The organism is Micromonospora sediminimaris, assembly GCF_016863575.1.
GTDB lineage: Bacteria > Actinomycetota > Actinomycetes > Mycobacteriales > Micromonosporaceae > Micromonospora > Micromonospora sediminimaris.
In genome coordinates this window covers 26,291-51,764 of record NZ_BOPD01000010.1, presented here as the reverse complement: position 1 = coordinate 51,764, position 25,474 = coordinate 26,291, and the positions used below count along the sequence as shown (strand labels likewise).

Genomic DNA, 25,474 nt, shown 5'->3' with positions numbered 1-25,474 from the left:
GTTCGTAGCGTCGAGGCATGCACAGCACCGAACCGGCAATCCTCGCCGAGCACCTCGCCAAGAGCTACCGCGATACGCGGGCGGTCGTCGATGTGAGTCTGCGGGTCGAGGTCGGTGAGGCGGTCGGTGTGGTCGGCGCCAACGGCGCGGGCAAGACGACGACCGTCGAGATGATCGCCGGGCTACGCGTACCCGAACAGGGGCGGGTACGCGTACTCGGCCTCGATCCGCGCCGGGACCGCGCACGGCTGCGACAGGTCCTCGGCGTGCAGTTGCAACAGGCCCAGCTGCACCACGCGCTCCGGGTCACCGAACTGGTAAACCTCTACCGCAGCTTCTACCCCGATCCCCGGCCCACCGAGGAGCTGCTGAACCTCGTCGAGCTGACCGAGCAGCGCCGGACCAGCTTCGACAAGCTCTCCGGCGGGCAGCAGCAGCGGCTCTCCATCGCCCTCGCCATCGCCGGGCGACCCCGCGTGGTGATCCTCGACGAACTGACCACCGGGCTGGACCCGACGGCACGACGCCGAATGTGGGGCACGGTCGAGCGACTCAGATCCGAAGGGGTGAGCGTGCTGCTGGTCAGTCACACCATGGAGGAGGTCGAGCGGCTCTGCGACCGGGTCGTGGTGCTCGACGCCGGCCGGGTCGTCGCGCTCGACACCCCGGCGGGCCTGATCGCACGCGCCGGCACCACCACCCTCGACGACGCGTTCGTCGCGCTCACCGGCCGGCAGTTGACGGAGGAGCCGGCATGACCACGCTCGTCGAGGCCCGTCGACCCGGGCTCCGTTCGCTGGTCACCCTGATCGGGTGCGAGGCGAAGATGGTCGTCCGGGACACGGCGGGGCTGGTGGTCCCGCTCTGCCTGCCGTTGCTGATCATGTTGACCAGTGCCACCTCCGCGAGCCGGACGGTCGTCGCCAACGGGCGCACCGCGTTGGACCTCTACGTCCTGCCACTCGTGTTCACCATGGTCGTCGCCATCATCGGCATCATCAACATGCCGAGCTTCCTCGCCTACTACCGTCGCTCCGGAATCCTCCGGCGGCTCGGCGTCACCCCCGCGTCGCCGGCCATGGTCCTCGCCGCCCAGGCCGTCGTCAGCGTCCTTCAGTCGCTCGTCGGCATCGCAGCCGCCCTCGTCGTGGCGTTCCTGGCCTTCGGCGCCAGCCCGCCCGCCAACCTCGGTGCCGCGGTCGGGGTGGTCGCGTTGGCGATGGCGGCGATGTACGGCACCGGCATGATCGTCGCGGCGGTCGCGCCCACCCCCAACTCCGCCGTCGCCATCGGCCTGGTCGCCTTCTTCGTCCTCGGCGCCCTCGGCGGCATGTTCGGCGGCCGGGACTCCCTGCCCGAGGTGCTCGCCGAGATCGGTGGTTGGCTGCCGTTCGGCGCGGCCGTCGAGGCCCTGTCGTCGGCCTGGGCCGGCGCCGCGGTACCGGCGGCGAACCTGATCGGCCTCGGTGCGACGGTCGTCGTCGCAGCCGTGGTCGCGGGTCTGCTGTTCCGGTGGGAGTGACCCGTCACTCCCACCGGAACACGCCCGCTGAACGGGCCGGTCGGTCAGGACGGCTCGGCGGTGAGCAGGTAGTCGTCCGCCTCGGTGCTCCACCGCAGACCCACCGCGCCTTCCGTGGCGGCGGCCTTGCAGAACTGCAGAAAGCCTCGGTAGCCCAGCTTCTTCTCGCTGAAGTCCGGCCGCACCCGCCGGAGCTGGTTCTTCAGGCCGGAAAGGGCCACCTCGCCGGTCTCCCCGCCGAGATCGCGGACCACGGAGCCGAGCAACGCGAACGCCGTCTCCCGGTCGCCGTGTTCCGGCAGGGAGACCTCCGGGTCACCCTTGGCCGGGCCTTCCGCCAACTCGATGACACGCAGTTCGGCGAGGTGGCGCAGCAGTTCACCGAAGGTACGGAACCCGTGGTCGGACTCGCTGAAGGTGGGATCCTTCCGCAACAGCGTCCGCTTCAACCGCGAGGCGGTCACCTCCCCGCCGGAACTGCCCTGCAGACCCGCGACGGTCTGCGCGACAAGTACGGCGAGCGCGTCGGCGTCGCGGGGCGGCTCCTCGGTGGGCGGCACCTCGATCTCCACCTGCTCGGCGGGCCGCGGCTCCGGCTCGGGCAGGCGGGCCGGACGGCCCCGTCGCCCCCGCGTCGGCAGGATGTCGACGCCCTCCAACCGGTCGTAGTAGAGGAACTCGTCGCAGGCGGGTGGCAGCAGGGCCGAGGTGGACTTCTCGACCCCCACACCGATCACCTGCTTGTTGAGTTCGCGGAGCTTGTGCACCAGCGGCGTGAAGTCGCTGTCACCGGTGCACAGGACGAAGGTGGAGATGTACCCGCGTTCGAAGGCCAGCTCGATCGCGTCGACGGCCATCTTGATGTCGGCGGCGTTCTTGCGGGTGGCGCCCATCCGCTGCGGAATCTCGATCAGCTCGACGTGCGAGCGGGTCAACATCCGCCGGTCCTCGTCGAAGTACGACCAGTCGGCGTACGCCCGCCGCACCACCACCCGGCCGCGCTCGGCCAACGCGTCGGCGATCGGTCGGAAGTCGAACATCGCCCCACCGTGGTGGTCGCGCACCCCCAGCGCCAGGTTCTCGTAGTCCAGAAACAGGGCGATCCGGTCCTCATGCTCCACCCGGGCAGCGTACGTCGTGCGACCGTGACCGGGCCGGCAGCCGGTGGCACCGCGCCGCGACGGGAGCGTCACGGACAACGGCTACCATCGCCCGATGGATCTTCGCGGCACGATCAGCCCGGACCGTCCGCTGCTCGTCCTGGCCATCGCCGAGGAGGCCGCGTACCTCGACGCGGAGCTTCCGGTGCTGCTGACCGGAATGGGAAAGGTCAACGCCGCCGCCGCCGTCGCGGCGACGCTGGCCCGCTTCCCGCTCCCGTCGGTGCTTGTCAACCTCGGCACCGCGGGCGCGCTGCATCCGGGTTGGACCGGCACCCACGAGGTCGGCAGCGTCCTCCAGCACGACCTGGACACCGAGTTCATCCGCCGGCTCACCGGTCAGACCGTCGGCGCGCCGCTGGCCCTGGGCGACGGCCCGACGCTGGCCACCGGCGACCGGTTCATCGCCGACGACGCGGCCCGCTCGGCCCTGGCCCGCCGTGCTCACCTGGTGGACATGGAGGGGTACGCGGTGGCGTCGACGGCGCTTGCCTTCGGCGTACCGGTCCGCATGGTGAAGCAGGTCAGCGACGAGGCCGGCGACGGGGCTGAGCGCAGCTGGCAGGAGTCGGTGGACGGCTGCGCCAGCGTCCTCGCCGCTTGGGTGCGGGACAACCTCTGACAGTCGTGGCCGGCCGCTCGCCGCGCACGTTCGGCGGTGAGCGGCACGTTTGACGCAGGGAGGCGCGGGTAGCCGCGCTACTGCGGCTACGGATTGGAACGGGGCATGGAGCTGTCGGCACGCACGACGATCATCATGCGGAGTGGCATCCGGGGGGTCATCGCCGCGATGGCGATGTCCGGGCTACGCCAGGCCACCACCTCCCTGAATCTCGTGCAGAGTTCGCCGCCGAAGTCGGTGATGGAGAAGCTGGTGCCCGGACTGCTCGACCGGTTGCCCGGCGATCAGCATCCGGCGGCCCTGGCGGTGGCGCACTGGAGCTACGGGCTCGGCGCCGGGCTGGCCTTCGGCGCGCTGCCCAAACGCCTACGTCACCGGATCTGGGTCGGACCGCTCTACGGCATGGTGCTGCTGCTCGGCTTCCACACCACAATCGCGCCGGTCCTCGGCATCGACCGACGGTTGACCGACTGGCACGAACAGTTGGCTCTGGTCGCCGACCATCTGCTGTACGGCATCGTGGTGGCGGGCTTTCCGATGCCGCACCGGGACTGACAGCCGCCTGTCCGCACCGGCGGCACCGCGCACCCGCCCGTGCCCGAGCCTGCCGACGCGCCGCACGCCACGTCGGCAGGCTCATACCAGGTCAGGCGCCGCCGGCCAGGTCCCGCCTGCGGAAGGCGGCCACGGCAGCCTGGGCGAGGGCGCCCGCGAGCACGGTCAGCACCACCACCGCGACCACGCTGATGTTTTCCAGCGGGTACTCCCCCACGTGCTCGAAGGGCGACAGCCGCAGCACACCCTCGGGCAGTTCCAGGATCGGGGCGAAGTAGCCGGCGATCAGCCCGTAGCCGAGCACCACCCAGATCACCGGCAGCACTCTCGGTGCGGCCGCGTAGAGCAGGGCAGCGGCCGCGAGGACCAGCCAGACCGCCGGGGTGTGCGCGAGGTGGCCGACCAACAGGTCACCGAGCAGACCGGCATCGCCGGTGCTCGCCGCCGCGCCGACACCCATGCCCACGCCGGCGACCAGCAGCAGCCACGGTACGCCGAGCGCCACGACGGCGACGTGGCTGCCGATCCAGGCGGTCCGGCTGACCGATGTCGCCAGCACCGGCTCGGCCCGTCCCTCAGTCTCCTCGGCGCGCAGCGACTGCACGGCGAGTACCGCGTAGACCCCGACGACGAGCGCCATGGTCAGGCCCATCATGCCGAGGTAGCCGGCGAGCAGGTCACCAGAGCCGCCGCCCATGACCTCCACCAGGTCCTCGGGTGCGTCCTCGAAGCCGTCCAGCAGGGGCTGGGTGAACGAGCCGTAGGCCACGCCGGCCGCCAGCAGCGCCACGCTCCAGCCGATCAGGCTGGCCCGGTGCAGCCGGAACGCGAACGCGAACGGGCCGGCCAGCCAGCTCGCGGCCCGTGGCGACCCCGGACGGGGCGGCACCAGGCCGGCACCGAAGTCGCGCCGCGCCGACAGGACGTAGCCGGTGACGGCGGTCGCCGCCGCGAAGGCCAGCGAGACGGCCAACGGCCACCAGCGGTCGTGGACGTACGCGGCGGTCTGCTGGGACCAGCCGATCGGCGACAGCCACGACAGCCAGGACGGCCCGCTGCCCTGCACCGCCGCCATGTCACCGAGGCCGCGCAACACGAACGCGGCACCGAGCGCCGCCCCGGCCATGCCAGCGGCGGCCCGGGGGTACTCCGACAACTGGACGGTGACCGCGGCGATGCCGGCGAAGGCCAGCGCCACCGCACCGACGGAGGCGCCGAACAGCATGGAGCCGCCCGGATCGAAGCCACGGCTGGCCAGCATCGCACCGATCAGCAGGGCGACAATCACCGCCATCACGGCGGTGAGGGTCAGTGCTGCGGTCAGTTGGGCGTGCCGACCGACCACATTGGCGCGGACGAGTTCGGCCCGGCCGGTCCGCTCCTCGGTCCGGGTGTGCCGGACCACGGTGAGCAGGCCCATCAGGCCGGCGCCGATCAGCACGTAGAGGCCGTACTGGCCGGCGAGGAAACGTTCGATGGTCAGGTCGTCGAAACCGAAGCCGGGTCCACCGAACAGGGCGCCGGCGGGGCTGCTGGTGAAAGCGGTGAGCCCCGCCAGATCCTCCGGAGTCTGCGCGATGGTGTCCAGCGCGGCTGCGAAGTACGTCATCAGCAACGGCAGACCGAGCGCCCAGGCAGGCAGCCGGATCCGGTCACGGCGCAGCATGAACCGCAGCAGGCTGCCGGTTCCGGTGACGGCGGTGCCCGTGCCGGCCGGTGCCGCGCGGTCGAGCGTCGTCGCGGTCATCACGCCACCTTCCCGACACCGTTACCGACGAGCTGGTCGCCGTAGTGCCGCAGCAGTAGCTGCTCCAGCGTCGGCGGCCGGACGGTCAGGCCCTGCACACCGAGGTCACCGAGTTCGCGTACCACGACGGCGAGTTGGTCGCCGTCGACCTCGAAGCGGACCTGTCCGTCGTCGGTGCGCAGACCATGCACGCCGGCCAGGTTGGCCAGGCCGTCGGCCGGCCGGTCGGTGACGGCCTCGACGGAGGTACGGGTGAGGTGGCGCAACTCGGTGAGCGAGCCGGTCTCGACGATCTTTCCCTGCCGGATGATCGAGATCTGGTCGGCGAGCACCTCGACCTGGGCGAGGATGTGGCTGGACAGCAGCACGGTGCGCCCGGCGTCCTTTACCTCGCGGATGCAGTCCTGGAACACCGCCTCCATCAACGGGTCCAGCCCGGCGGTCGGCTCGTCGAGCAGGAGCAGCTCGACGTCGCTGGCCAGTGCCGCGATCAGCGCCACCTTCTGCCGGTTGCCCTTGGAGTAGGTGCGGCCCTTCTTGCTCGGGTCAAGGTCGAAGCGTTGGCACAGCTCGTCCCGGCGGACCGGGTCGGTGCCGCCACGCAGCCGGGCGAACAGGTCGATCGCCTCGCCACCGGTGAGGTTGGGCCACAGCTCCACGTCGCCGGGCACGTAGGCGAGCCGTCGGTGCAGGGCGACCGCGTCGGCCCAGGGGTCGCCGCCGAGTAGCCGGGCCTGGCCGCCGTCGGCGCGCAGCAGCCCGAGCAGGATCCGGATGGTGGTGGACTTGCCGGCGCCGTTGGGGCCGAGGAAGCCGTGCACGGTGCCGGGGTCGACCCGCAGGTCGAGTCCGTCCAGTGCCTTGACCCGGCCGAAGGACTTGTCGAGGTGGTGGATGTCGATGGCAGCAGTCATGGTCGTTGACCTCATTCGAGGTAGCCCGGAGCGTCCCGGGGTGCGATGTGCTCGATCAACGGATCCGGGGGCACGCCACCCGGGATCCGGTGCGGTTCGCGCTGGTGCGCGGAGGAGTGGGCCACGCCGCGGCGTGGTGGCGGTTCAGCTCGCCGTACCGTCCTGGTCGGCAGCGTTCGATGCGGCCGACGGCGGATCCGGCACGTACATCAGGTATTCGTCGAGCATCGACCGGTCGACGAGCAGCCCCTCGGTGAACAGTTCCAGCGCCGGCAGGGTGAGCTCGTCCATGTAGCGCCGGAACAGGGCGGGAAACTTCTCGGGCTCCGCGTCGCCACCGTGCAGGGTGAACCAGAGCAGCATGCTGCCGGTCGCCTGGTAGGCCAGGTAACGGGTACGAGCGGCCCGGTCACGGCTGGGCCGCACGACCCCGGCCGCCTCCCCCGCCGACAGGTACGCCTCGGCGTCGCTGATCATGTGCTCGATCAGCTCGGCCGCCAGCTCCCCGCCGGCCTGCATGCTGCGCAGCAGATACAACACCATCGGCGCGAACTGCTCGACCTGGGCCATCTGCGCCAGCAGCATCGTCCCGGTGCCATCGGTCAGCGCCTTCTTCTTCTCCCGGCGCATGAACTCCAGCACCCGCTCGTCGCAGGCGCGGCGCAGCCCGTCCTTCGAGCCGAAGTGGTGCACGATCAGCCCGGCGGTCACCCCGGCGTCCGCGGCGATGGTGCGCAGCCCGGCCCGGAAGCCGTCGCGGCCGAACCGCGCGATGGCGGCGTCACGGATGCGGCTCGCGGTGGCCAACTCGCCGCCGCGCTCCTCCGAAGCTCCGCCCAAGGACGTCACGACACCAGATTAAACACTCGTTCAACCGGCCGGCAAGCCCTCCATCGCCGCAATCCTGCGAGCCGCCTGAGAATGACCTGCCCCCTCGGCGATGCTCAGTCGGGCTCGGGGGCGGGGATCTCGCGGAGGCCACTCCCGTCGAGGCGCAGCCACCGGTCTACGCCGATGTCGCGCAGGAAGCGTTCGTCGTGGCTGACCACCACGAACGCGCCCCGATAGGCGTGCAACGCGTTCTCCAGCTGACCGACGCTTACCAGGTCGAGGTTGTTCGTGGGCTCGTCGAGCAGCAGCAGGTGCGGCGCCGGCTGGGCGTACAGGACACTGGCCAGGGTGGCGCGCAGGCGCTCACCGCCGGAGAGGACGCCGACCGGCAGCTGGGCGCGGGCACCCCGGAACAGAAACCGGGCCAGCAGGTTCATCCGCTCCGCCTGCGGTCGGCCCGGGGCGTACGCGGTGAGGTTCTCCAGCACGGTGCGGTCCACGTCGAGCAGGTCCAGCCGCTGCGACAGGTACGCCACCCGGCCGTCGGCCCGACGCACCTGCCCACCCTCCGGATCCAGGTCACCGAGCAGCAGGCGCAGCAGGGTGGACTTGCCGACGCCGTTGGGGCCGGTCAACGCGATCCGCTCCGGGCCACGGATGGTCAGATCGACGCCCTCCCCGGCGAACAGCGCCCGGCCGCCGTACCGGACCTGCATCCGCTGCCCCTCGACCAGGGTCCGGCCGGCCGGGACGTCGGTCTCCGGCAGCTCCAACGCCAGCGTCTGATCGTCCCGCAGCGCCCGGCCGGCCTGGTCGAGCCGGGACTGCGCGTCGCTTACCCGGCTGGCATGCGCCTGCTGGGCCCGACCCGCGGACTCCTGGGCGCTGCGCTTGAGCCCACCGGCCACGATGCGGGCCAGGCCCGCGTTGCCGAGGTTGCGGGCCGCGTTGCCGGCTCGCCGCTCGGCGCGTTCACGGGCCTGCTGCATCTCCCGTTTCTCCCGCTTGACCTCCAGCTCGGCGCTGCGGACCTGGCGCTCCGCCAGCTCCCGAGCAGCCCGGGACGCCTCCTCGTAGGCGGTGAAGTTCCCGCCGTACAGGCGCAGCTGCCCGCCGTCGAGTTCGGCGATGCGGTCCGTCCGGTCCAGCAGCATCCGGTCGTGGCTGACCAGCAGCAGGCACCCGGGCCAGCTTTCCAGCACCGTGTACAGCCGGTCTCGGGCGTCGATGTCGAGGTTGTTCGTCGGTTCGTCCAGCAGCAGCACGTCGGGACGCCGCAGCAGTTGGGCGGCCAGGCCGAGGGAGACCGCCTGCCCGCCGCTGAGGGTGTCCAGGCGACGCTCCAACGCCACCTCGCCCAGCCCCAGGCGGTCGAGTTCGGCGCGACTGCGCTCCTCGACGTCCCAGTCGTCACCGACGGCGGCGAAGTTCTCCTCGCGGGCGTCGCCGGCCTCGATCGCTCGCAACGCGGTCAACGCCGGGGCGACGCCCAGCACCTCCGCCACGGTCAGGTCACCGGTGAACGGAAGGTTCTGCGGCAGGTAGCCGAGCGTTCCCTCGACCGTCACGCCGCCCCCGGTGGGTACGAGGTCACCGGCGATCAGGCGCAGCAGCGTCGACTTGCCGGCGCCGTTCGGCGCGACCAGGCCGGTGCGACCCGGCGACACGGTGAATGACAGATCCCGGAACACCTGGGTGTCGTCGGGCCAGGAAAAGGACAGGTTGGTGCAGACGACGCAGACGTCGGACATTAGAGAGGACCTCAGGTGGGAGGCCGGGGACACAACGCCCCGGTCAGGCAGACAGAGCCACGACTCGACAGGCCGCCGTCACCCGGCGGCAGGGCTGCTCACCCTGAGATGTCGTCGTCCCCCGAAAGCATGCCGAGCGCTCCTCGCTCCGTACCTGGCGCTTTGATCCGCAGGGCAAGCCTAACAAGGTCGGCGTCGACTCGGCAGACACCCGCCGAGCCCCGAACCGCGGCGGGTGTGTGCCGATCAGGACCGGACTCGGCCCCGTGCCCGGAGGTACAGCAGCGCCGCCCCGGTCACCGCCACCGGCCAGAGCAGGTACACGCCGGCCATGACCAGCAGGAACAGCACCACACCGATGGTCGCGGCGGCGGCGTACCAGGCGGCGCTGCGGCGGGGTAGCAGCCGCAGCGCCGCCGCGACACCGATCACGTAGACGGTGATGAAGGAGCCGGTCGTGAGCAGCACCAGCGAATGGGTGCCGAGGCCGGTGACCAGTACCGCGCCCAGCGCGAGGAAGGCCAGGGTGGCGGTGACGGCGAGGCTGCGGCGGGGCACCTCGCCGGCCACGCTGCCCCGGGCGAGCCAGTCCGGCAGCGCGCCGTCGCGGCCGAGCGCCGCACCGAGCTTCGCCGCTCCGGCGTAGTAGGCGTTCATCGCACCGAAGGTCAGCAGCAGCGCCGCCCCGGCGACCAGCCAGCGGGCGTCGCCGCCGAGCGCGACCGCGAACAGGTCGCCCAGTGGTGCCGTGGAGTCCGCCGCGGTCGAGCCGAGCACGGCGACGGTCGCGAAGGCCACCGCCAGATACAGCGCGCCGACCACGACGACCGCTGCGGCAGTGGCCCGGGGCAGATCCCGCTCGGGACGGCGGAACTCGCCCGTCAAGTGGGTGATCGCCTCCCAGCCGACGAAGCTCCACATCAGCAACGCCGCCGCCGGGCCCACGGCCGGCAGGCCGTGCGGGGCGAAGGGCGTGAGGTTCGCGGCGTCCGCGTGTGGCAGCGACAACAACACCGCCAGCAGCAGGAACGCGACAAGCGCTCCGGCGAGCGCGAGCTGCACCCGGCCGGCGAGCTGCACACCGGCGTGGTTGGTGGCGGTGACCGCGACCATCAGCAGCGCCGCCGTGACCGCGACGGTCGGCGTACCGCCGCCGACCGCCGCCTCGACGTAGGCGGCGCCGAACAGCGCCGCCGCGGATGCGCCCGGCGGCACCGCGAAGTAGAAACACCAGCCGACGACGGCCGCCGCCCGCGGTCCGAAGGCCATCCGGGCGTACGTCGAGACGCCACCGGCGTCCGGGTGACGGGAACCGAGCGCGGCGAACGTGGCCGCCAGCGGAGCGGAGACGATCACGAGCAGCAGCCAGGCGAGCAGCGAGGCGGGGCCGGCGGCCTCGGCCGCCAGCGCGGGCAGCGCGATCACGCCGGTACCCAGTACGGCACCGACGTAGAGAGCGGTGCCCTGGGCGGCGGTCAGCCGACCACCGGTCACCGGCGTGGCACGGGTCTGGGTCATGTGATCACCGTCGTTCAGGCCGGCCGACCGGGACAGCAGGATTGACGCCGAGCTGCGTTAGATTTCTGCCATGCGTCCGCACGTCGTCGCGGTGGCGGTGACCGACAACCCGCCGATCTTCGAGTTGGCGGTCCCGCAGGAGGTGTTCGGCACCGACCGACGGGACATCGTCGACCCGTGGTACGAGATGCGCCTGTGCGCGGCCGAGCCGGGCCCGCTGCGTACCACGGGTGGCTCGTGGCTCGACCCCGCGTACGGCCTGGACGATCTGGTCGAGGCCGACACCGTGCTGGTGCCCGGTTGCGCCCGACCGACCCAGGTGAGTCCCCCGGCAGCGCTGGTCGAGGCGCTGCGCGCCGCGTACGCGCGGGGCAGTCGCATCGTCGGCATCTGCACCGGCGCGTACCCGATCGCCGCAGCCGGCCTGCTCGACGGTCGCCGCGCCACCACGCACTGGATGAACGCGCAGGACTTCGCCGGCCGGTTCCCGCTTGTCGACCTCGACCCCCGGGTGCTGTACGTGGCGGAGGACAACATCTTCACCTCGGCCGGCACGGCCGCGGCCATCGACCTGTGCCTGCATCTGGTGCGGCTGGACCACGGTGCCGCGGTGGCCGCCGAGGTGGCCCGGCGGATGGTGGTGGCGCCGCAGCGGGGCGCCGACCACACCCAGTATCCGGCGCCGCCGGTGCGCGGAGTCTCCCCGGCCGACCTGAGCCCGGTGCTGGAGTGGGCTCGGCAACGCCTCGACCGGCCGCTGTCGGTGAACGATCTGGCCCGCGCGGCCAACCTGAGCCCGCGCACCCTGGCCCGCCGGTTCCGCGACTCGCTCGGCACCACGCCGTTGCAGTGGCTGTTGGAGCAGCGGGTCCGGCTGGCACAGGAGTTGCTGGAGACCACCGAGGATCCGGTCGAGCGGATCGCGCACCGTACCGGCTTCGGCAGCGGCGCCAACCTGCGCCAGCACTTCGGTCGGATCAGCGGGATGACCCCGCAGACCTACCGGCACGTCTTCCGGTACCGGGTCGGCGCGTCTGCCCGCCCCACGGTGCCGCACCGGCCGGCCGGCCAACCCCTGCGGTAGCCCTGGCCGCTGGCAATTCACCGGCCGCCACCCGTTGCGTCGTTACCGGAAACTTCCGGAAGTTATGGCCACCACGGCGGTCTCGACATAGCATGCACGCGCTTGAATCCGTCCCAAGGGCCACGTCAGACACACCCCGCCAGCACCGATAAAAAGTAGAGGGATTTCGATGCGCCTCTGGAACCTCTCCCATCGATCACGACGCCGATCCCGAACCGTCGCGCTGCTCTGCTCGGCAGCGCTCGTCGCGGCGGTCGCCGTGGCACCCGCGCCGGCGGCAGCCGCCGAGATCGTCCTCGCCAACGACTTCGAGTCCGGCTCGTACGGGCCGTGGGGACCGCGCGGCGACATCACCCTCGCCATCGCCGACGAGGGACACGAGAGCGACAGCAGCCTGTCGGTCACCGGCCGTACGGCGAACTGGCAGGGCCCGGCGACGAGCGCGACGGCGCTGTTCCGGCCCGGCACGCAGTACTCGGTCACCGCCTGGGTCAAGCTGCCGGCCGGCACCGAGGGCACCGCGGGAGTGCACTTCACCGTCGAGGCGACCCCGGCCGACGGCGGTGACAACACCTACACCTGGATCGGCGGCGACGTCCCCACCACCGCCGAGAGCTGGGTGCAGATCGGCGGCACCTACACGCTGCCCGACGGGCTCAGCGCGGCCACCCTCTACGTCGAGGCGGCGGAGAGCACCCCGTTCCTCCTGGACGACGTCCTGATCACCGGGCCGGGCGGCGAACCGGGCGGACCTGAGCCCGGCACCGTCGTCATCGACACCGACTTCGAGGACGGTCTGGACGGCTGGGGTCCGCGCGACAGCGGTGCCGGCGCCCCGACGGTCGAAGTCAGCGACGTCGCACACGGCGGCTCGGCCGCGGCGCTTGTCACCGACCGGGTCAACCAGGGTGCCGGCCTCGGGCGTGACGTCGCCGGCCTGTTCGAAGCGGGCGTCACCTACGAGTTCAGCGCCTGGCTGCGGTTCGCCGAGGGCCAGCCGACCGACCAGATCTGGCTCAGCCTGGCCAGCACCTCCGGCGGCAGCCAGTCGTTCAGCACCCTCGCCCAGTTCGAGTCCATCACGAACACGGGCTGGACCGAGGTGAGCGCCCGCTTCACCATGCCCGCCTCGGACGAGGCGTCGCTCTACTTCGAGACCCGCTGGGAGGGCGCGGACGTAGCCGGCAACACCAGCGACTTCCTGGTCGACGACATCGTCGTCCGGGTGCCGGAGCCGCCGGTCATCGAAGACCTGACCGGGATCCACGAGACCACCGATTTCCCGGTCGGCGTGGCCATCGACGCCCGGGAGACCGTCGGCGGCGCCGCCGATCTGCTGAACCGGCACTTCAACCAGGTCACGCACGAGAACCACATGAAGCCCGAGGCCTGGTACGACGACGAACGCACCTTCCGACCGCACGAGCAGGCGCTCGCGGTGATGGACTTCGCCCGCGACAACGACCTGCGCGTCTACGGTCACGTGCTGGTCTGGCACAGCCAGACCCCCGACTGGTTCTTCCAGGACGCGGACGGCCAGCCGCTGTCCACGTCGGCGGAACACCAGCAGTTGCTGCGCGACCGCCTGCGTACCCACATCTTCGACGTCGCCGAATCGCTGTCCGAGCGGTACGGCCCATTCGGCTCCCCCACCAACCCGCTGTACGCCTGGGACGTGGTCAACGAGGTCATCAGCGACAGTGGCGAGTACGCCGACGGCCTGCGCCGCAGCGAGTGGTACCGGATTCTCGGCGAGAGCTTCATCGACCTGTCGTTCGAGTACGCGCACGAGGCGTTCAACGACGTCCACGCCGTACCCGGCAGCGACCCGGTCACCCTGTTCATCAACGACTACAACACCGAGCAGAGCGGCAAGCAGGCCCGCTACCGGGCGCTGGTGCAGCGGCTTGTCGACCGCGACGTGCCGATCGACGGGGTGGGGCACCAGTTCCACGTCTCGCTGGCCACGCCGGTCAGCAGCCTGGAGGCCACCTTGGACGCCTTCGCCGGGCTGCCGCTGACCCAGGCCGTCACCGAACTCGACGTCACCACCGGCACCCCGGTGACCCAGGCGCGGCTGATCGAGCAGGGCTACTTCTACCGGGACGCCTTCCGCATCTTCCGGGAGCACACCGACGACCTGTTCGCCGTCACGGTGTGGGGCCTCACCGATGGCCGCTCGTGGCGGTCGGCCAACGCGCCGCTGCTGTTCGACGACAGCCTGCGGGCCAAGCCCGCCTACTACGGGGCGGTGGACGGCGACCTGCCGGCACGCCTGCGCACGGCCAACGTCTTCGCCGGTGACGTGGCCCTCACGGACGCCGCGCCGAAGGACCTGACCTGGCGCAAACTGCCCCTGCACCCGATCGAGGACACGGCCCGGTTCCAGTTGCGTTGGGCGCCGGACCACCTGACCGCGTACGTCACGGTCGACGACGCCACGGTCTCCGGCGACGACCGGGTCACCTTCGCCCTCGGTGACGAGACCTACCGGGTCTCCCGCGACGGCAGCGGCGACGTGCCGGCCGTGGCGGCCGAGCGGGACGACGGCTACCACCTGGTCGCCCACCTGCCGCTGGTCGATGCCGCCGAGGGCGAGACCCGCACCTTCGACGTGCGGGTGACCGACAACGGCACCACCTCCGGCTGGAACACTCCGGGCGCCGTGGGCACCCTGAGCCTGGTGGAGGAGCTGTCGTACCTGGAGGTACGGGAGACGGGCACCGCGCCGGTCATCGACGGCACGGTGGATGCCGGCTGGGCCCAGGCCACCTCGGTCACCACCGCCAAGCAGGTCTCCGGCACCGACGGCGCGACCGCGAACGTCCGCACCCTCTGGCGGGGCCAGACGCTGTACGTGCTGGCCGAGGTCACCGACCCGGTGGTGGACGTCTCCGGCTCCGACCCGTGGACCCAGGACTCGGTCGAGATCTACGTCGACGCCGGCAACGCCAAGAACGGTCCGTTCCGCTACGACGACACCCAGATCCGCATCAACGCCGACAACGTCGTGTCGTTCGGCACCGGTGACGAGGCGTTCCAGGCCGGGCGGCTGGAGAGCGCCGCCGTGCGTACCGAGACCGGCTACACCGTCGAGGCGGCGATCAGCCTGCTCGAATACGGTGGTCTCGGCACGTTCCACGGCCTGGACTTCCAGGTCAACGACGCCTCCGACGGCGCACGCACCTCGATCCGCAACTGGGCCGAGCAGAACGGCGAGGGCTACCAGACCACCGCCCGGTGGGGGGTGGGTCGGCTGGTCGCCGGTTCCAACGTGGAGATCACGATGGAGCGGATCGCCCGTTGGAACTCCAACAGCGGCGGCGGCTACTGCGCCACCATCACCGCCACCAACAACGGTGACAAGTCCGTCGAGTGGACCGCGGTGGTCGATCTGGAGGGTGACATCTACACCGCGTGGAACTTCAAGCGGGAGCGGCTGGCCGACGGCAGCTACCGGATCCAGGGGGTGAAGTGGAACCGGACCCTGGCCGCCGGCGCCAGCACCTTCAGCGTCGGGTACTGCGCCAACCTGTGACACCCGGCCCGGGCCACGTCAGCCGACCACGCTGACGGGCCGGGGCCGGTGAGGTGGCTCCGGTGGTGGCCACCGCCCACTCAGGGCGGTGGCCACCACCTGCATGTCCGCCTTCTGGCCGCCGCGGTCGTCGCCGATCTCGTCTCCGTCCGGCGGCCGTGACCAGCCGGCACCGGAGCTGAGTTGCCGGAGCGGGGCGGCGGCCCCGCACCGCTCAGATGGCGCGGGCGATGCAGATGCGGGCGTCGAGCCGGGGTCCGGCCTCGTAGATCATGTACGAGACGCCGCCGTCGGTGCCGAAGGCCGGCGCGGCGACCCGACCGTTGTCCGAGGCGATCGGGGCGTGGAAGACCCCGAGGTGCACCTCCCGGTCGAAGTTGTTGCCGACCTCGGTGAGCCGGATCCGTCCGTCGTTGCCGTGGTAGGCGACGTAGCTGGTGCCGTTGCGCCTGAGCAGGTGCGGGCTGGAGATGTCGGTCAACCCGTCACCGGCCGGCGAGATCAACGGGTTCGGGGCGAACTGCCACTGGTCCCAGCCGTTGGGTGACCAACCCCAGAAGATCTTGCGGGTGCCGGGGCCGACGGTGTGCGCGCCCATGAAGAGCATGACGTACTTGTTGTTCTTTCCGGCGACGGAGTGTTCGAAGACCCGGGCGTACGAGGTCTCGGTGGTGTTCGGCACCAGCCGGGTGCTCAGGATCGGCGTCTCGTTGGTGAAGGTGATGCCGTCGCGGGAGCGGGCCACCCGGGTGGTGAAGTTCTCCCCGTGGAAGTAGAGGAAGAACTCCCTGGTGGAGGCGTTCCACACCACGTGCGGTGAGGAGACGTGACTGACCGTGGTGGTGGGCAGTACCCGGTCGACGATCGGGTTCCCGGGGTGTTCGGTGTAGGGGCCTTCGAGCCGGTCGGCGTAGGCCAGGCAGATGCCGCCGGGCGCGTCGTGCGGGGCGTAGTAGAGGTAGTACCGCCCCCGGGCACCGGAGATCTTGTCGTAGACCCCGCGTACGCAGGGAAAGATCATCTCGCCGGTGGGGTTGTAGGCCAGCGGGCCGGCGAACGCGTCGCGGACGTACCGGTAGCTGGGGAAGCCGGCCGGGCCGGCGAGGGCCGGAGCGGCGGCGAGGGTGCCGCCGAGCGCGGTACCGGCGGCCGTCGCGGTGCCGATCAGGGCGGCGCCGCGCAGCAGGCCACGGCGGGTCACCGGGGCGGGTCGGGGGGTCCGGTCTGGCATGCGGGTCTCCGATCGTGAGGGGACGCTCGTCGATGGCGGAGCTGGGGATGGTGCGGGACCGCCCTGCCGGCGGGAACGCGGCGGAACGGTGGGTGGCAGGCGTGGACCGCGGCCACCGCAACGCTTGCCGGTGACCGTGCGTGAGATCGGGCTCCATGAGGGAGCGAACCTTGTGATCGATGAGTCTGCGGTCGCCGACGAGCCCGGGTCAAGGCGCTAATACGAATTATCACGCCGATTATCCGGAGAAGTTTTCCGACGACGGGGGTTGACGACAGGTGGTGGCGGGTCGCAGGATTTCACACCAACGTAGCTAATGCGTATTAGCGCAGAAATGATTGGACACGGAAAGTGACCGGATCGCGCAGGCGGGTGACCCAGCAGGACATCGCCCGGATGACCGGCGTCAGCCAGGCGACGGTCTCGCTGGTGCTCAACGGCCGCGACGACGGCAGCGTCCGGATCGCCCCGGAGACCCGGGAACGGGTGCTGGGCGCCATCCGGGCCACCGGGTACGTCGCCGACCCGGTGGCCCGGCGGCTCGCCGCCCGGCACAACCGGATCATCGGCGTCTTCACCTACGAGCCGGTCTTCCCGGCCGGCACCGGCGACTTCTACCACCCGTTCCTGGTCGGTATCGAGGAATCGGCCGAGCGTCTCGGCTGCGACCTGCTGCTGCTCACCAGCGCCCCGGTCACCGACGGCCGGCGGCGAATCTTCCACGACGACAACCGGCTGCGGCTGGCCGACGGCTGCGTCCTGCTCGGTCGGTCACTGGACCGCGACGAGCTGGGCCGGCTGGTCGCCGAGGGGCAGCCGTTCGTCTCCGTCGGCCGACGCGACGACGCGGGCGGACCGGTGCCGTACGTCGGCGCGGACTACGCCGCCGCCACCGCCGACGTGGTCCGGCGCGCCCTCGACGCCGGCCACACCAGGCTGGCATACCTCGGCCAGGGCGCCGGCCCGGAATCACACACCGACCGGTTCGCCGGCTACCGGACCGCCCTCGACGCGGCCGGGCTGCCGACCCGGCACGAACCCACCGACCGCTCCCCCGCCGACCTGCTCGACACGCTGCTCGACACCGGAGTCACCGCCGTGGTGGTCGAGGAGTACGCCGACGGAGTCTCGCTGGCCAACGCCGCCGTCGAGCGCGGCCGGACCGTGCCCGCCGACCTGTCCATCCTCGCGCTTGGCGACCCGACCCGGCCGACCACAAGCGACCTGGAGTTCACCGGCTTCCGGATCCCCCGCCGCGAGATGGGATGGCAGGCCGTCGAGGTGCTCACCGGGCTGCTCGCCGGGGTGCCCGGCACGGTGACCCAGCGGCTGCTGCCGTGCCAGCCGGTCGACGGCGTCACCCTCCTGCCGCCCCGGCACTGACCAGCTCACCCCCGGTCGCCACCCCGTTGCCCGGCGACCCTGGACCGTTCCATGAGAGGACCGACCGTGCCCGAGATGCAGGCCGAAGTACTAATCGTCGGCGGTGGGCTCGGCGGCGTGGCCGCCGCCCTGGCCGCGCTGCGCGCCGGCCGCAGCGTGCTGCTGACCGAGGAGTACGACTGGCTCGGCGGGCAACTCACCAGCCAGGCCGTACCGCCGGACGAGCACTCCTGGGTGGAGCGCTTCGGCGTCACCGCCAGCTACCGGGCGCTGCGGGACGGCATCCGGGAGCACTACCGGCGCTGGTATCCGCTGACCGACCGGGCTCGGCGCACCACCGCGCTCAACCCGGGCGCCGGGCACGTCAGCCGACTCTGCCACGAACCCCGGGTCGCGGTGGCGGTGCTGGAGGGCATGCTGGGGCCGTACCGGGGATCCGGGCGGCTGCGGGTGCTCCAGCCGTACCGGCCGGTGGCCGCCGACACCGACGGCGACCGGGTCGTCGGTGTCACCGTGGCGCACCGGCACACCGGTGAGCGGGTGCACCTGAGCGCGCCGTACGTGCTGGACGCCACCGAGACCGGCGAGCTGCTGCCGTTGACCGGCACCGAGTACGTCACCGGCTTCGAGTCCCGGGCCGACACCGGTGAACCGAGCGCGCCGGAGCAGGCCCAGCCGGCGAACATGCAGGCGGTGTCGGTGTGCTTCGCGGTCGACCACGTCGACGGCGACCACACGATCGACAAGCCGGCGGCGTACGACTTCTGGCGGGCGTACCGGCCGCCGTTCTGGGGCGACCGGATGCTGTCGTTCCGCTCCCCCAACCCGCGCACCCTGGCGATCTCCGAACGCAGCTTCACCCCCAACCCGGACGACGACCCCTGGCTGGTCCAGGCCGACCAGCGGGTCAATCCCGGCGACGGGAACCTGTGGACGTTCCGCCGCATCGCCGCCCGACGCAACTTCACCCCCGGTGCGTACGACAGCGACATCTGCCTGGTCAACTGGCCGATGATCGACTACTTCGAGCGGCCGGTGATCGACGTACCTGACGGCGACGCCGGCATCGCCGCGGCCCGGGAGCTGTCCCTGTCGGTGCTGTACTGGTTGCAGACCGAGGCGCCACGCACCGACGGTGGAACCGGCTTTCCCGGACTGCGACTACGCGGCGACGTCACCGGCACCGGCACCCCCGCCACCGGCGGAGACGTCACCCACAGCGGCCTGGCCCAGGCGCCCTACATCCGGGAGTCGCGCCGCATCCGCGCCGAGTACACGGTCGTCGAGCAGGACCTCTCCCTGGAGATCCGGGGCGACAAGGGCGCGGTCAGCTACGCCGACTCGGTAGGGGTCGGCATGTACCGCATCGACCTGCACCCCTCCACCGGCGGCGACAACTACATCGACGTGGCCTCCTGCCCCTTCGAGATACCACTCGGTGCCCTGATCCCCAGGCGGGTGGAGAACCTGCTGCCCGCCGGCAAGAACATCGGCACCACGCACATCACAAACGGCTCCTACCGCCTGCACCCCGTGGAGTGGAACGTCGGCGAGGTCGCCGGTCTGCTCGCGGACTTCTGCCTGGCCCGGCGGGTCACCCCCCGCGCGGTGCGCTACACCCCCGGCCTGCTGGCCGACTTCCAGAACCGCCTCGCCGATTCCGGTGTCGAGCTGCGCTGGCCCGACATCGCCGGCTACTGAGGAAGGACATAACCCCATGAGGAACCGGTTGACGGCCGTCGTCGCGCTCACCGCGCTGCTCGGCCTGACCGCCTGCGGCGGCGACTCCGCCGAGTCCGACGGCCCGGTCACGCTGCGGATGACCACCTGGTCGGCGAACGAGGCCCACCTGAAGCTGTTCAACGAGATCGCCGCCGAGTACACCGCGACGAATCCGGACGTCGCCGGGATCACCTTCGACCCGATCCCGTTCGAGAGCTACACCACCACCCTGACCACCCAGATCGCCGGCGGCAACCCGCCCGACCTGGCCTGGGTGCTGGAGAACTCCGCGCCCGACTTCGTCACCTCCGGCGCGCTGGTGCCGCTTGACGACACCCTCAAGGGCACCGAGGGGTACGGCTTCGACGAGCTCGCCCCGGCCGCGACGAAGCTGTGGCAGGCCGACGGCAAGCTGTACGCGTACCCCTTCTCCACCTCACCGTTCGGGGTGTTCGTCAACACCGACCTGGTGAAGTCCTCCGGCGCGCAGAGCCCGGCCGAGCTGATCGCCGCCGGCCAGTGGACCTGGCAGAACGCGCTGACCACCGCGAAGGCGGTGCAGGCGGAGACCGGCAAGGCGGGTCTGGTGGTCCGCGACTTCGACTACAAGGGTTGGGACTTCCTGTCCACCGTCTGGACCGGTTGGGGCGCGCAGGCGTGGAGCGAGGACGGCCGCACCTGCGGCTTCAACTCGGCCGAGATGGTCGAGGCGATGACCGTCCTGCACCGGGGGATCTTCGTCGACAAGGCGCTACCGGGCCCCGGTACCACAGCCGACTTCTTCGCCGGTGACGCCGGCATGACCATCACCCAGATCTCCCGCGCGTCGCTGCTGGAGGGGCAGAAGTTCGGTTGGGACCTGGTGCCGCTCCCCGCCGGACCGAAGGGTGAGTACGCGGTGATCGGCCAGGGCGGGATGGGTGTGCTCAAGCAGGGCCGCAACGCCGAGGCCGCCGCCGACTTCCTGGCCTACCTGACCAACCCGGCCAACTCGGCGAAGCTCGCGCAGTTCTTCCCGCCGCCGCGTACCTCGCTGCTCACCGCCGAGACCCTCGCCAAGACCAACCCGCTGCTCAGCCCGGAGCAGTTGCAGGAGGTGGTCATCGACGGGATCGCCGACGGAGTGGTCAAGCCCAGCCACACCGGCCAGGCCGAGCTGAACCAGGCGGTCCGGGCCGCACTGGACCCGCTGTGGCGGCCGGACGCCGACGTGCGGGGCGTACTCGACGGCGTCTGCACCGCGATCAATCCGCTGCTGGCGAAGTAGGTTCTCCGATGTCGGTCCTGACCAGGGACACCGTGGGGCGGGCCGGTGACCGGTCCGCCCCCGGCGGGGCCGCGCCGCACCGGCGCGGCTGGTGGACGACCCGCCGCCGCGACCAGCTCGCCGGGCTGCTCTTCGTCGCACCGCAACTCGCCGGGTCGGTGCTGTTCGTGCTGATTCCGCTCGGGCTGGTCTTCTGGTACAGCCTGCACGAGTGGAACGTGCTCGCCGGCACCTTCGAGTTCGTCGGCCCGGGCAACTACCAGGCCATGGCCGACGACCCGAACCTGCCGTCGGTGCTGCGGGTCACCGCGCTGTTCTCGATCGGCCTGGTGGCGTTCAACCTCAGCCTGGCCCTGCTGCTCGCGGTGCTGCTCAACCAGCGGCTACGCGGCACCGTCGTGTTCCGGACGTTGTTCTTCTCCCCGGTGGTCGTCTCGCTGGTCGCCTGGACGATCGTGTGGGGCTTCCTGCTCCAGGACAACGGCGGTGTCAACGGGGCGTTGGGCGTGGCCGGCGTGGACGGGCCGAACTGGCTGCGCGGCGACTGGACGGCACTGCTGTCGGTGATCGTGGTGCAGGTGGTCAAGAACGTCGGCCTGAACATGGTGCTGTTCCTGGCCGCCCTGCAGGGGGTGCCGGCGGAACTGTACGAGGCGGCCCGGGTCGAGGGCGCCAACGCCTGGACCCGGTTCCGTCGGATCACCGTGCCGCTGATCAGCCCGACCATCCTGCTCACCTCGATCATCACGGTGGTCGGGTCGTTGCAGGTGTTCGCCCAGATCGCCGTGCTCACCCAGGGCGGGCCGGGCACCTCGACCACGGTGCTCGTCTACTACCTGTACCAGCGGGCGTTCCAGTTCCACCAGTTCGGCTACGGGGCCACGCTGTCGGTGCTGCTCTTCCTGATCGTGCTGGTGCTGACCGTCGTGCAGTGGCGGATGCGCAGGAAGTGGGTCTTCCATGAACAGTAGGCTCTCCGTACGGGCCAAGGTCGCGCTCTACGGCGCGCTCTGCCTGCTGGCCCTGCCGTTCGTCTTCCCCACCTGGTGGATGGTCACCTCGTCGGTGAAACCGGTAGGCGACATCTTCGCCTTCCCACCGTCGCTGATCCCGACCGAGGCCAGCCTCTCCGCGTACCGTCGGGTCTTCGAGCTGCAACCGTTCGCGCAGCAGTACTTCAACAGCGGGTACATCGCGGCCGTGGTCACCATCGGCACCCTGGCGGTGTCGTCGCTGGCCGGGTACGCCTTCGCCCGGATCCGCTTCCGGGGTCAGCAGGTGCTGTTCGTGGTGGTGCTGGTCGGGCTGCTCATCCCGAGCGAGGTGACGATCGTGCCGCTGTTCCGGATGTTCAACTCGTGGGGCATGGTGGACACCCACTGGCCGCTGATCCTGGTGCCGATCCTCGGCGCGCCGAGCGTACTGGCCACCTTCATCATGCGGCAGTTCTTCATCACCCTTCCCGCCGAGTTGGAGGAGGCGGCGCGGGTGGACGGGCTGGGCCGCTTCGCCACCTTCTGGCGCATCGCGTTGCCGCTGGCCCGTCCGGCGCTCGGCGCGGTGGCGATCTTCACCTTCCTGCACAGCTGGAATCTCTACCTGGAGCCGATCGTCTTCCTCTCCACACCGGAGAAGTTCACCCTGCCGCAGGCGCTCACCCAGTTCGTCGACGCCTACGGCGGGCCGATGTGGGACGTACAGCTGTCGGCGGCGTCGATGACCGCCATCCCCATTTTGGTGATCTTCGTGATCGCGCAACGGCAGTTCATCGAAGGTCTGGCCCACACCGGTCTGAAGGGCTGAGGCGCCCGCAGACCTCAGGTGCGGCGAGCCCCGGTCGACCGTTGCTGGTCGCCCGGGGCTCGTCGGTGGGTGTCGGATCAGGCGAGGTCGAAGCGGTCCAGTTCCATCACCTTGGTCCAGGCCGCCACGAAGTCGGCCACGAACTTGACCCGGGCGTCGTCGCTGGCGTAGACCTCGGCGAGCGCGCGGAGCTGGGAGTTGGAGCCGAAGATGAGGTCGACCGCGGTGGCGGTCCACTTCACCTGCTCGGTGGCCACGTCCCGGATCTCGTACACGTGCTCGTCGGACTCCGACGCCTTCCAGCGGGTGCCCGGGGAGAGCAGGTTGCTGAAGAAGTCGTTGGTGAGCACGCCCGGCCGGTCGGTGAGCACGCCGTGCCGGCTGCCGCCGACGTTGGCGCCGAGAGAGCGCAGACCACCCACGAGCACGGTCATCTCGGGCGCGGTCAGGTTGAGCATGTACGCCCGGTCGATGAGCAACACCTCCGGCTGGGTCTTCTCGCCCGGACGCAGGTAGTTGCGGAACCCGTCGGCACGCGGCTCCAGGACCCGGAACGACTCGATGTCGGTCTGCTCCTGGCTGGCGTCGGTGCGGCCCGGGTGGAACGGGACGGTGATCTCGACACCGGCGTCCCGGGCCGCCTTCTCCACCGCGGCCGAACCGGCCAGCACGATCAGGTCAGCGAGGGAGATCCTGGCCCCACCCGCCGAGTTGAACTCCCGCTGGATGCCCTCCAGGGTGCTCAGCACCGTCGCGAGCTGCTCCGGCTGGTTGACCTCCCAGCTGCGCTGCGGTTCGAGGCGAATCCGGGCACCGTTGGCACCGCCGCGCTTGTCGGTGTACCGGAAGCTCGCGGCCGAGGCCCAGGCGGTGCTCACCAACTGGGCAGTGGTGAGACCGGACTCCAGCACCTTCGCCTTCAGCGCCGCGATGTCAGCTTCACCGACCAGCTCGTGGTCGACGGCCGGCACCGGGTCCTGCCACAGCTGGGGCTCCGGCACCCACGGCCCGAGGAACCGGCTGACCGGACCCATGTCGCGGTGCAGCAGCTTGAACCACGCCTTGGCGAAGGCCAGGGCGAACTCGTCCGGGTTCTCCAGGAACCGGCGGGAGATCTTCTCGTACGCCGGGTCCACGCGCAGCGACAGGTCGGTCGTGAGCATCGTGGGCTTGTGCTTCTTCGACGGGTCGTGGGCGTCCGGGATGATCGCCTCGGCGTCCTTGGCGACCCACTGCTTGGCACCGCCGGGGCTGGTGGTGAGTTCCCACTCGTAGCCGAAGAGGATCTCGAAGAACCGGTTGCTCCACTGCGTCGGCCGGTCGGTCCAGGTGACCTCGAGGCCGCTGGTGATGGTGTCGGCGCCCTTGCCGCTGCCGTACGTGCTCAGCCAGCCCAGGCCCTGCGCCTCCAGCGGCGCGCCCTCAGGCTCTGCGCCCACGTGGTCGTCGGCGACACCGGCGCCGTGGGTCTTGCCGAAGGTGTGGCCACCGGCGATCAGCGCGACGGTCTCCTCGTCGTTCATCGCCATCCGGGCGAAGGTCTCCCGGATGAAGTGCGCCGCCGCGAGCGGGTCCGCGTTGCCGCGCGGGCCCTCGGGGTTGACGTAGATCAGGCCCATCTCGGTCGCGCCGACACCCTGCGACATCTCCTTCTCGGAGACGTAGCGCTCGTCACCCAGCCAGGTGTCCTCCGGGCCCCAGAAGATCTCCTCGGGCTCCCAGACGTCCTCCCGGCCGAAGCCGAACCCGAAGGTCTTGAAGCCCATCGACTCCAGGGCCACGTTACCGGCGAGCACGAGCAGGTCGGCCCAGGAGATCTGCTGGCCGTACTTCTGCTTCACCGGCCACAGCAGGCGGCGCGCCTTGTCCAGGTTGGCGTTGTCCGGCCAGCTGTTGAGCGGGGCGAAGCGCTGCCCGCCGTCACCGGCGCCGCCGCGGCCGTCCTCGATGCGGTAGGTGCCCGCGGCGTGCCAGCTCATCCGGATCATCAAGCCGCCGTAGTGACCGAAGTCGGCCGGCCACCAGTCCTGCGAGGTGGTGAGGACCTCGGTGATGTCCCGCTTGAGCGCCTCGACGTCGAGCTTGGCGAACTCCTCGGCGTAGCTGAAGTCCTCCCCCAGCGGGTTGCCCTTCGACGAGTGGGCGTGCAGCACCGAGAGGTCGAGCTGGTTGGGCCACCAGTCCCGGTTCGTACGCGGACGACCGCCGGTCTTCGGGGTCGGCGAGTCGATCGCCGGGTTCTCGCTCTCGCTGCCGTGGGCGGTCACGGAGTCGTGCGCGACCGGGCAGCCGGCCGCCGCCTTGGCGTCCACGCCCTGGGCGCTGGACGGGGCGTCGTGCTCTGCGTTGCTCAATGTGCTTCCTTCCGACCTGGCGGTTCACTTGTGGTGCGGGCGGTCGCGCAGTCGGGGCAGGTGCCCCAGTAGACGACCTCCGCCTCGTCGACCACGAACCCGTGGTCGTCGGAGGCGGTCAGACAAGGGGCGTAGCCGACGGCGCAGTCCACGTCGGCGATCACGCCGCAGGAGCGGCAGACGACATGATGGTGGTTGTCCCCGACCCGGGACTCGTAGCGGGCGATCGCTCCGGTGGGCTGGATGCGCCGCACCAGACCGGCGTCGGTGAGTGCCCGCAGCACATCGTAGATCGCCTGGTGGGACACGGTGGGATGATCGGCACGGACCAGCCGGATCACGGTGTCGGTGTCGACGTGCGGGTGGTCGCGTAGCGCCGCGAGCACCGCCAACCGGGGCCGGGTCACGCGCAACGAGACCGCCCGCAGCTGCGCCTCGAAGTCGGCCGTCATGCCGACGAACCTACTCGGTT

General features: G+C 70.9%; 20 protein-coding genes and 1 pseudogene. 11 read left to right on the top strand and 10 right to left on the bottom strand.

Going from position 1 to position 25,474, the window contains the following annotated elements; all coding sequences use genetic code 11:
• Window positions 1-17: 17 nt before the first annotated feature.
• Both Vse01_RS08500 and Vse01_RS08495 read left to right on the top strand, forming a co-directional pair.
• Entirely contained in the window at window positions 18-758 is a 741-nt protein-coding gene (locus Vse01_RS08500) for an ABC transporter ATP-binding protein (RefSeq protein WP_093407056.1), read from the top strand.
• Window positions 755-1,522, top strand: a complete 768-nt coding sequence (locus Vse01_RS08495) for an ABC transporter permease (protein WP_093407060.1) — start codon at window positions 755-757, stop codon at window positions 1,520-1,522. The genes Vse01_RS08500 and Vse01_RS08495 overlap by 4 nt, the downstream gene beginning before the upstream one ends.
• A 44-nt stretch (window positions 1,523-1,566) precedes the next feature.
• Here the strand turns inward: Vse01_RS08495 and Vse01_RS08490 are convergent, their stop codons facing one another.
• Window positions 1,567-2,643 carry a PIN domain-containing protein gene (locus Vse01_RS08490; protein ID WP_093407178.1) on the bottom strand — a complete coding sequence of 359 codons (1,077 nt, stop codon included), beginning with the start codon at window positions 2,641-2,643 and terminating at the stop codon, window positions 1,567-1,569.
• Window positions 2,644-2,737: 94 nt separating this feature from the next.
• Between Vse01_RS08490 and Vse01_RS08485 the strand changes: the two genes are divergently transcribed.
• Window positions 2,738-3,304 carry a nucleosidase gene (locus tag Vse01_RS08485; protein ID WP_093407063.1) on the top strand — a complete coding sequence of 189 codons (567 nt, stop codon included), beginning with the start codon at window positions 2,738-2,740 and terminating at the stop codon, window positions 3,302-3,304.
• Window positions 3,305-3,409: 105 nt separating this feature from the next.
• A complete protein-coding gene (locus Vse01_RS08480; RefSeq protein WP_093407065.1) occupies window positions 3,410-3,859 on the top strand; it encodes a hypothetical protein in 450 nt (149 codons plus the stop codon).
• Between the two features lie 91 nt (window positions 3,860-3,950).
• On the opposite strand, the gene Vse01_RS08475 is transcribed toward Vse01_RS08480, so the two are convergent.
• The 6 genes and pseudogenes from Vse01_RS08475 to Vse01_RS08455 form a co-directional block, all read right to left on the bottom strand.
• Window positions 3,951-5,606, bottom strand: coding sequence for an ABC transporter permease (locus Vse01_RS08475; protein ID WP_093407068.1), 1,656 nt, complete (start codon window positions 5,604-5,606; stop codon window positions 3,951-3,953).
• Window positions 5,606-6,520 carry an ABC transporter ATP-binding protein gene (locus Vse01_RS08470; RefSeq protein WP_093407070.1) on the bottom strand — a complete coding sequence of 305 codons (915 nt, stop codon included), beginning with the start codon at window positions 6,518-6,520 and terminating at the stop codon, window positions 5,606-5,608. The genes Vse01_RS08475 and Vse01_RS08470 overlap by 1 nt, the downstream gene beginning before the upstream one ends.
• 144 nt (window positions 6,521-6,664) lie before the next feature.
• A complete protein-coding gene (locus Vse01_RS29695; protein WP_373870659.1) occupies window positions 6,665-7,150 on the bottom strand; it encodes a hypothetical protein in 486 nt (161 codons plus the stop codon).
• 33 nt (window positions 7,151-7,183) lie between these two features.
• Window positions 7,184-7,369 (bottom strand): annotated as a pseudogene (locus Vse01_RS29690) (TetR family transcriptional regulator); the annotation flags it as partial.
• A gap of 95 nt (window positions 7,370-7,464) precedes the next feature.
• Window positions 7,465-9,102: a ribosomal protection-like ABC-F family protein gene (gene abc-f / locus Vse01_RS08460; RefSeq protein WP_093407076.1), complete on the bottom strand. Its 1,638-nt coding sequence runs from the start codon at window positions 9,100-9,102 to the stop codon at window positions 7,465-7,467.
• 246 nt (window positions 9,103-9,348) lie between these two features.
• Window positions 9,349-10,620 (bottom strand): APC family permease, encoded by a 1,272-nt coding sequence (locus Vse01_RS08455; protein ID WP_093407077.1) that lies wholly within the window; start codon window positions 10,618-10,620, stop codon window positions 9,349-9,351.
• A 70-nt stretch (window positions 10,621-10,690) separates the two neighbouring features.
• Here Vse01_RS08455 and Vse01_RS08450 point away from each other — a divergent pair, with 70 nt between their 5' ends.
• Together Vse01_RS08450 and Vse01_RS08445 are read left to right on the top strand one after the other, a co-directional pair.
• Window positions 10,691-11,704, top strand: coding sequence for a GlxA family transcriptional regulator (locus tag Vse01_RS08450; RefSeq protein ID WP_093407080.1), 1,014 nt, complete (start codon window positions 10,691-10,693; stop codon window positions 11,702-11,704).
• Between the two features lie 169 nt (window positions 11,705-11,873).
• The gene (locus tag Vse01_RS08445) at window positions 11,874-15,242 is read left to right on the top strand and encodes an endo-1,4-beta-xylanase (protein ID WP_093407082.1); all 3,369 of its coding nucleotides are present in this window, start codon (window positions 11,874-11,876) and stop codon (window positions 15,240-15,242) included.
• Window positions 15,243-15,456: 214 nt separating this feature from the next.
• Here Vse01_RS08445 and Vse01_RS08440 read toward each other — a convergent pair whose 3' ends face one another.
• Complete coding sequence (locus tag Vse01_RS08440; RefSeq protein ID WP_170863500.1) at window positions 15,457-16,473, bottom strand: glycoside hydrolase family protein; 1,017 nt, start codon at window positions 16,471-16,473, stop codon at window positions 15,457-15,459.
• Between the two features lie 372 nt (window positions 16,474-16,845).
• Here Vse01_RS08440 and Vse01_RS08435 point away from each other — a divergent pair, with 372 nt between their 5' ends.
• The 5 genes from Vse01_RS08435 (at window position 16,846) to Vse01_RS08415 (ending at window position 22,648) form a co-directional block, all read left to right on the top strand.
• A complete protein-coding gene (locus Vse01_RS08435) occupies window positions 16,846-17,856 on the top strand; it encodes a LacI family DNA-binding transcriptional regulator (protein ID WP_232511321.1) in 1,011 nt (336 codons plus the stop codon).
• A gap of 75 nt (window positions 17,857-17,931) precedes the next feature.
• The gene (locus Vse01_RS08430) at window positions 17,932-19,557 is read left to right on the top strand and encodes an FAD-dependent oxidoreductase (RefSeq protein ID WP_093407087.1); all 1,626 of its coding nucleotides are present in this window, start codon (window positions 17,932-17,934) and stop codon (window positions 19,555-19,557) included.
• Window positions 19,558-19,573: 16 nt separating this feature from the next.
• Complete coding sequence (locus Vse01_RS08425) at window positions 19,574-20,845, top strand: ABC transporter substrate-binding protein (protein WP_093407090.1); 1,272 nt, start codon at window positions 19,574-19,576, stop codon at window positions 20,843-20,845.
• An 8-nt stretch (window positions 20,846-20,853) separates the two neighbouring features.
• Window positions 20,854-21,816, top strand: coding sequence for a carbohydrate ABC transporter permease (locus tag Vse01_RS08420; protein WP_093407092.1), 963 nt, complete (start codon window positions 20,854-20,856; stop codon window positions 21,814-21,816).
• Entirely contained in the window at window positions 21,806-22,648 is an 843-nt protein-coding gene (locus Vse01_RS08415) for a carbohydrate ABC transporter permease (protein WP_093407095.1), read from the top strand. Before Vse01_RS08420 ends, Vse01_RS08415 begins: the two co-directional genes overlap by 11 nt.
• A 77-nt stretch (window positions 22,649-22,725) precedes the next feature.
• Here Vse01_RS08415 and katG read toward each other — a convergent pair whose 3' ends face one another.
• Both katG and Vse01_RS08405 read right to left on the bottom strand, forming a co-directional pair.
• Window positions 22,726-25,002 carry a catalase/peroxidase HPI gene (katG, locus tag Vse01_RS08410; protein WP_093407098.1) on the bottom strand — a complete coding sequence of 759 codons (2,277 nt, stop codon included), beginning with the start codon at window positions 25,000-25,002 and terminating at the stop codon, window positions 22,726-22,728.
• The gene (locus tag Vse01_RS08405) at window positions 24,999-25,454 is read right to left on the bottom strand and encodes a Fur family transcriptional regulator (RefSeq protein ID WP_093407101.1); all 456 of its coding nucleotides are present in this window, start codon (window positions 25,452-25,454) and stop codon (window positions 24,999-25,001) included. Before Vse01_RS08405 ends, katG begins: the two co-directional genes overlap by 4 nt.
• Window positions 25,455-25,474: the final 20 nt, after the last annotated feature.

Bases quoted from the DNA above. Each gene is read 5' to 3' on its own strand.
- Vse01_RS08440 (WP_170863500.1), bottom strand. From the start codon at position 16,473: ATGCCAGACCGGACCCCCCGACCCGCCCCGGTGACCCGCCGTGGCCTG.
- Vse01_RS08420 (WP_093407092.1), top strand. From the start codon at position 20,854: ATGTCGGTCCTGACCAGGGACACCGTGGGGCGGGCCGGTGACCGGTCC.
- Vse01_RS08495 (WP_093407060.1), top strand. From the start codon at position 755: ATGACCACGCTCGTCGAGGCCCGTCGACCCGGGCTCCGTTCGCTGGTC.
- Vse01_RS08450 (WP_093407080.1), top strand. From the start codon at position 10,691: ATGCGTCCGCACGTCGTCGCGGTGGCGGTGACCGACAACCCGCCGATC.
- Vse01_RS08415 (WP_093407095.1), top strand. From the start codon at position 21,806: ATGAACAGTAGGCTCTCCGTACGGGCCAAGGTCGCGCTCTACGGCGCG.
- Vse01_RS08475 (WP_093407068.1), bottom strand. From the start codon at position 5,606: ATGACCGCGACGACGCTCGACCGCGCGGCACCGGCCGGCACGGGCACC.
- Vse01_RS08430 (WP_093407087.1), top strand. From the start codon at position 17,932: ATGCAGGCCGAAGTACTAATCGTCGGCGGTGGGCTCGGCGGCGTGGCC.
- Vse01_RS08405 (WP_093407101.1), bottom strand. From the start codon at position 25,454: ATGACGGCCGACTTCGAGGCGCAGCTGCGGGCGGTCTCGTTGCGCGTG.
- Vse01_RS08480 (WP_093407065.1), top strand. From the start codon at position 3,410: ATGGAGCTGTCGGCACGCACGACGATCATCATGCGGAGTGGCATCCGG.
- abc-f (WP_093407076.1), bottom strand. From the start codon at position 9,102: ATGTCCGACGTCTGCGTCGTCTGCACCAACCTGTCCTTTTCCTGGCCC.
- Vse01_RS08470 (WP_093407070.1), bottom strand. From the start codon at position 6,520: ATGACTGCTGCCATCGACATCCACCACCTCGACAAGTCCTTCGGCCGG.
- Vse01_RS08455 (WP_093407077.1), bottom strand. From the start codon at position 10,620: ATGACCCAGACCCGTGCCACGCCGGTGACCGGTGGTCGGCTGACCGCC.
- Vse01_RS08500 (WP_093407056.1), top strand. From the start codon at position 18: ATGCACAGCACCGAACCGGCAATCCTCGCCGAGCACCTCGCCAAGAGC.
- Vse01_RS08485 (WP_093407063.1), top strand. From the start codon at position 2,738: ATGGATCTTCGCGGCACGATCAGCCCGGACCGTCCGCTGCTCGTCCTG.
- Vse01_RS08445 (WP_093407082.1), top strand. From the start codon at position 11,874: ATGCGCCTCTGGAACCTCTCCCATCGATCACGACGCCGATCCCGAACC.
- Vse01_RS08425 (WP_093407090.1), top strand. From the start codon at position 19,574: ATGAGGAACCGGTTGACGGCCGTCGTCGCGCTCACCGCGCTGCTCGGC.
- Vse01_RS29695 (WP_373870659.1), bottom strand. From the start codon at position 7,150: ATGCGCCGGGAGAAGAAGAAGGCGCTGACCGATGGCACCGGGACGATG.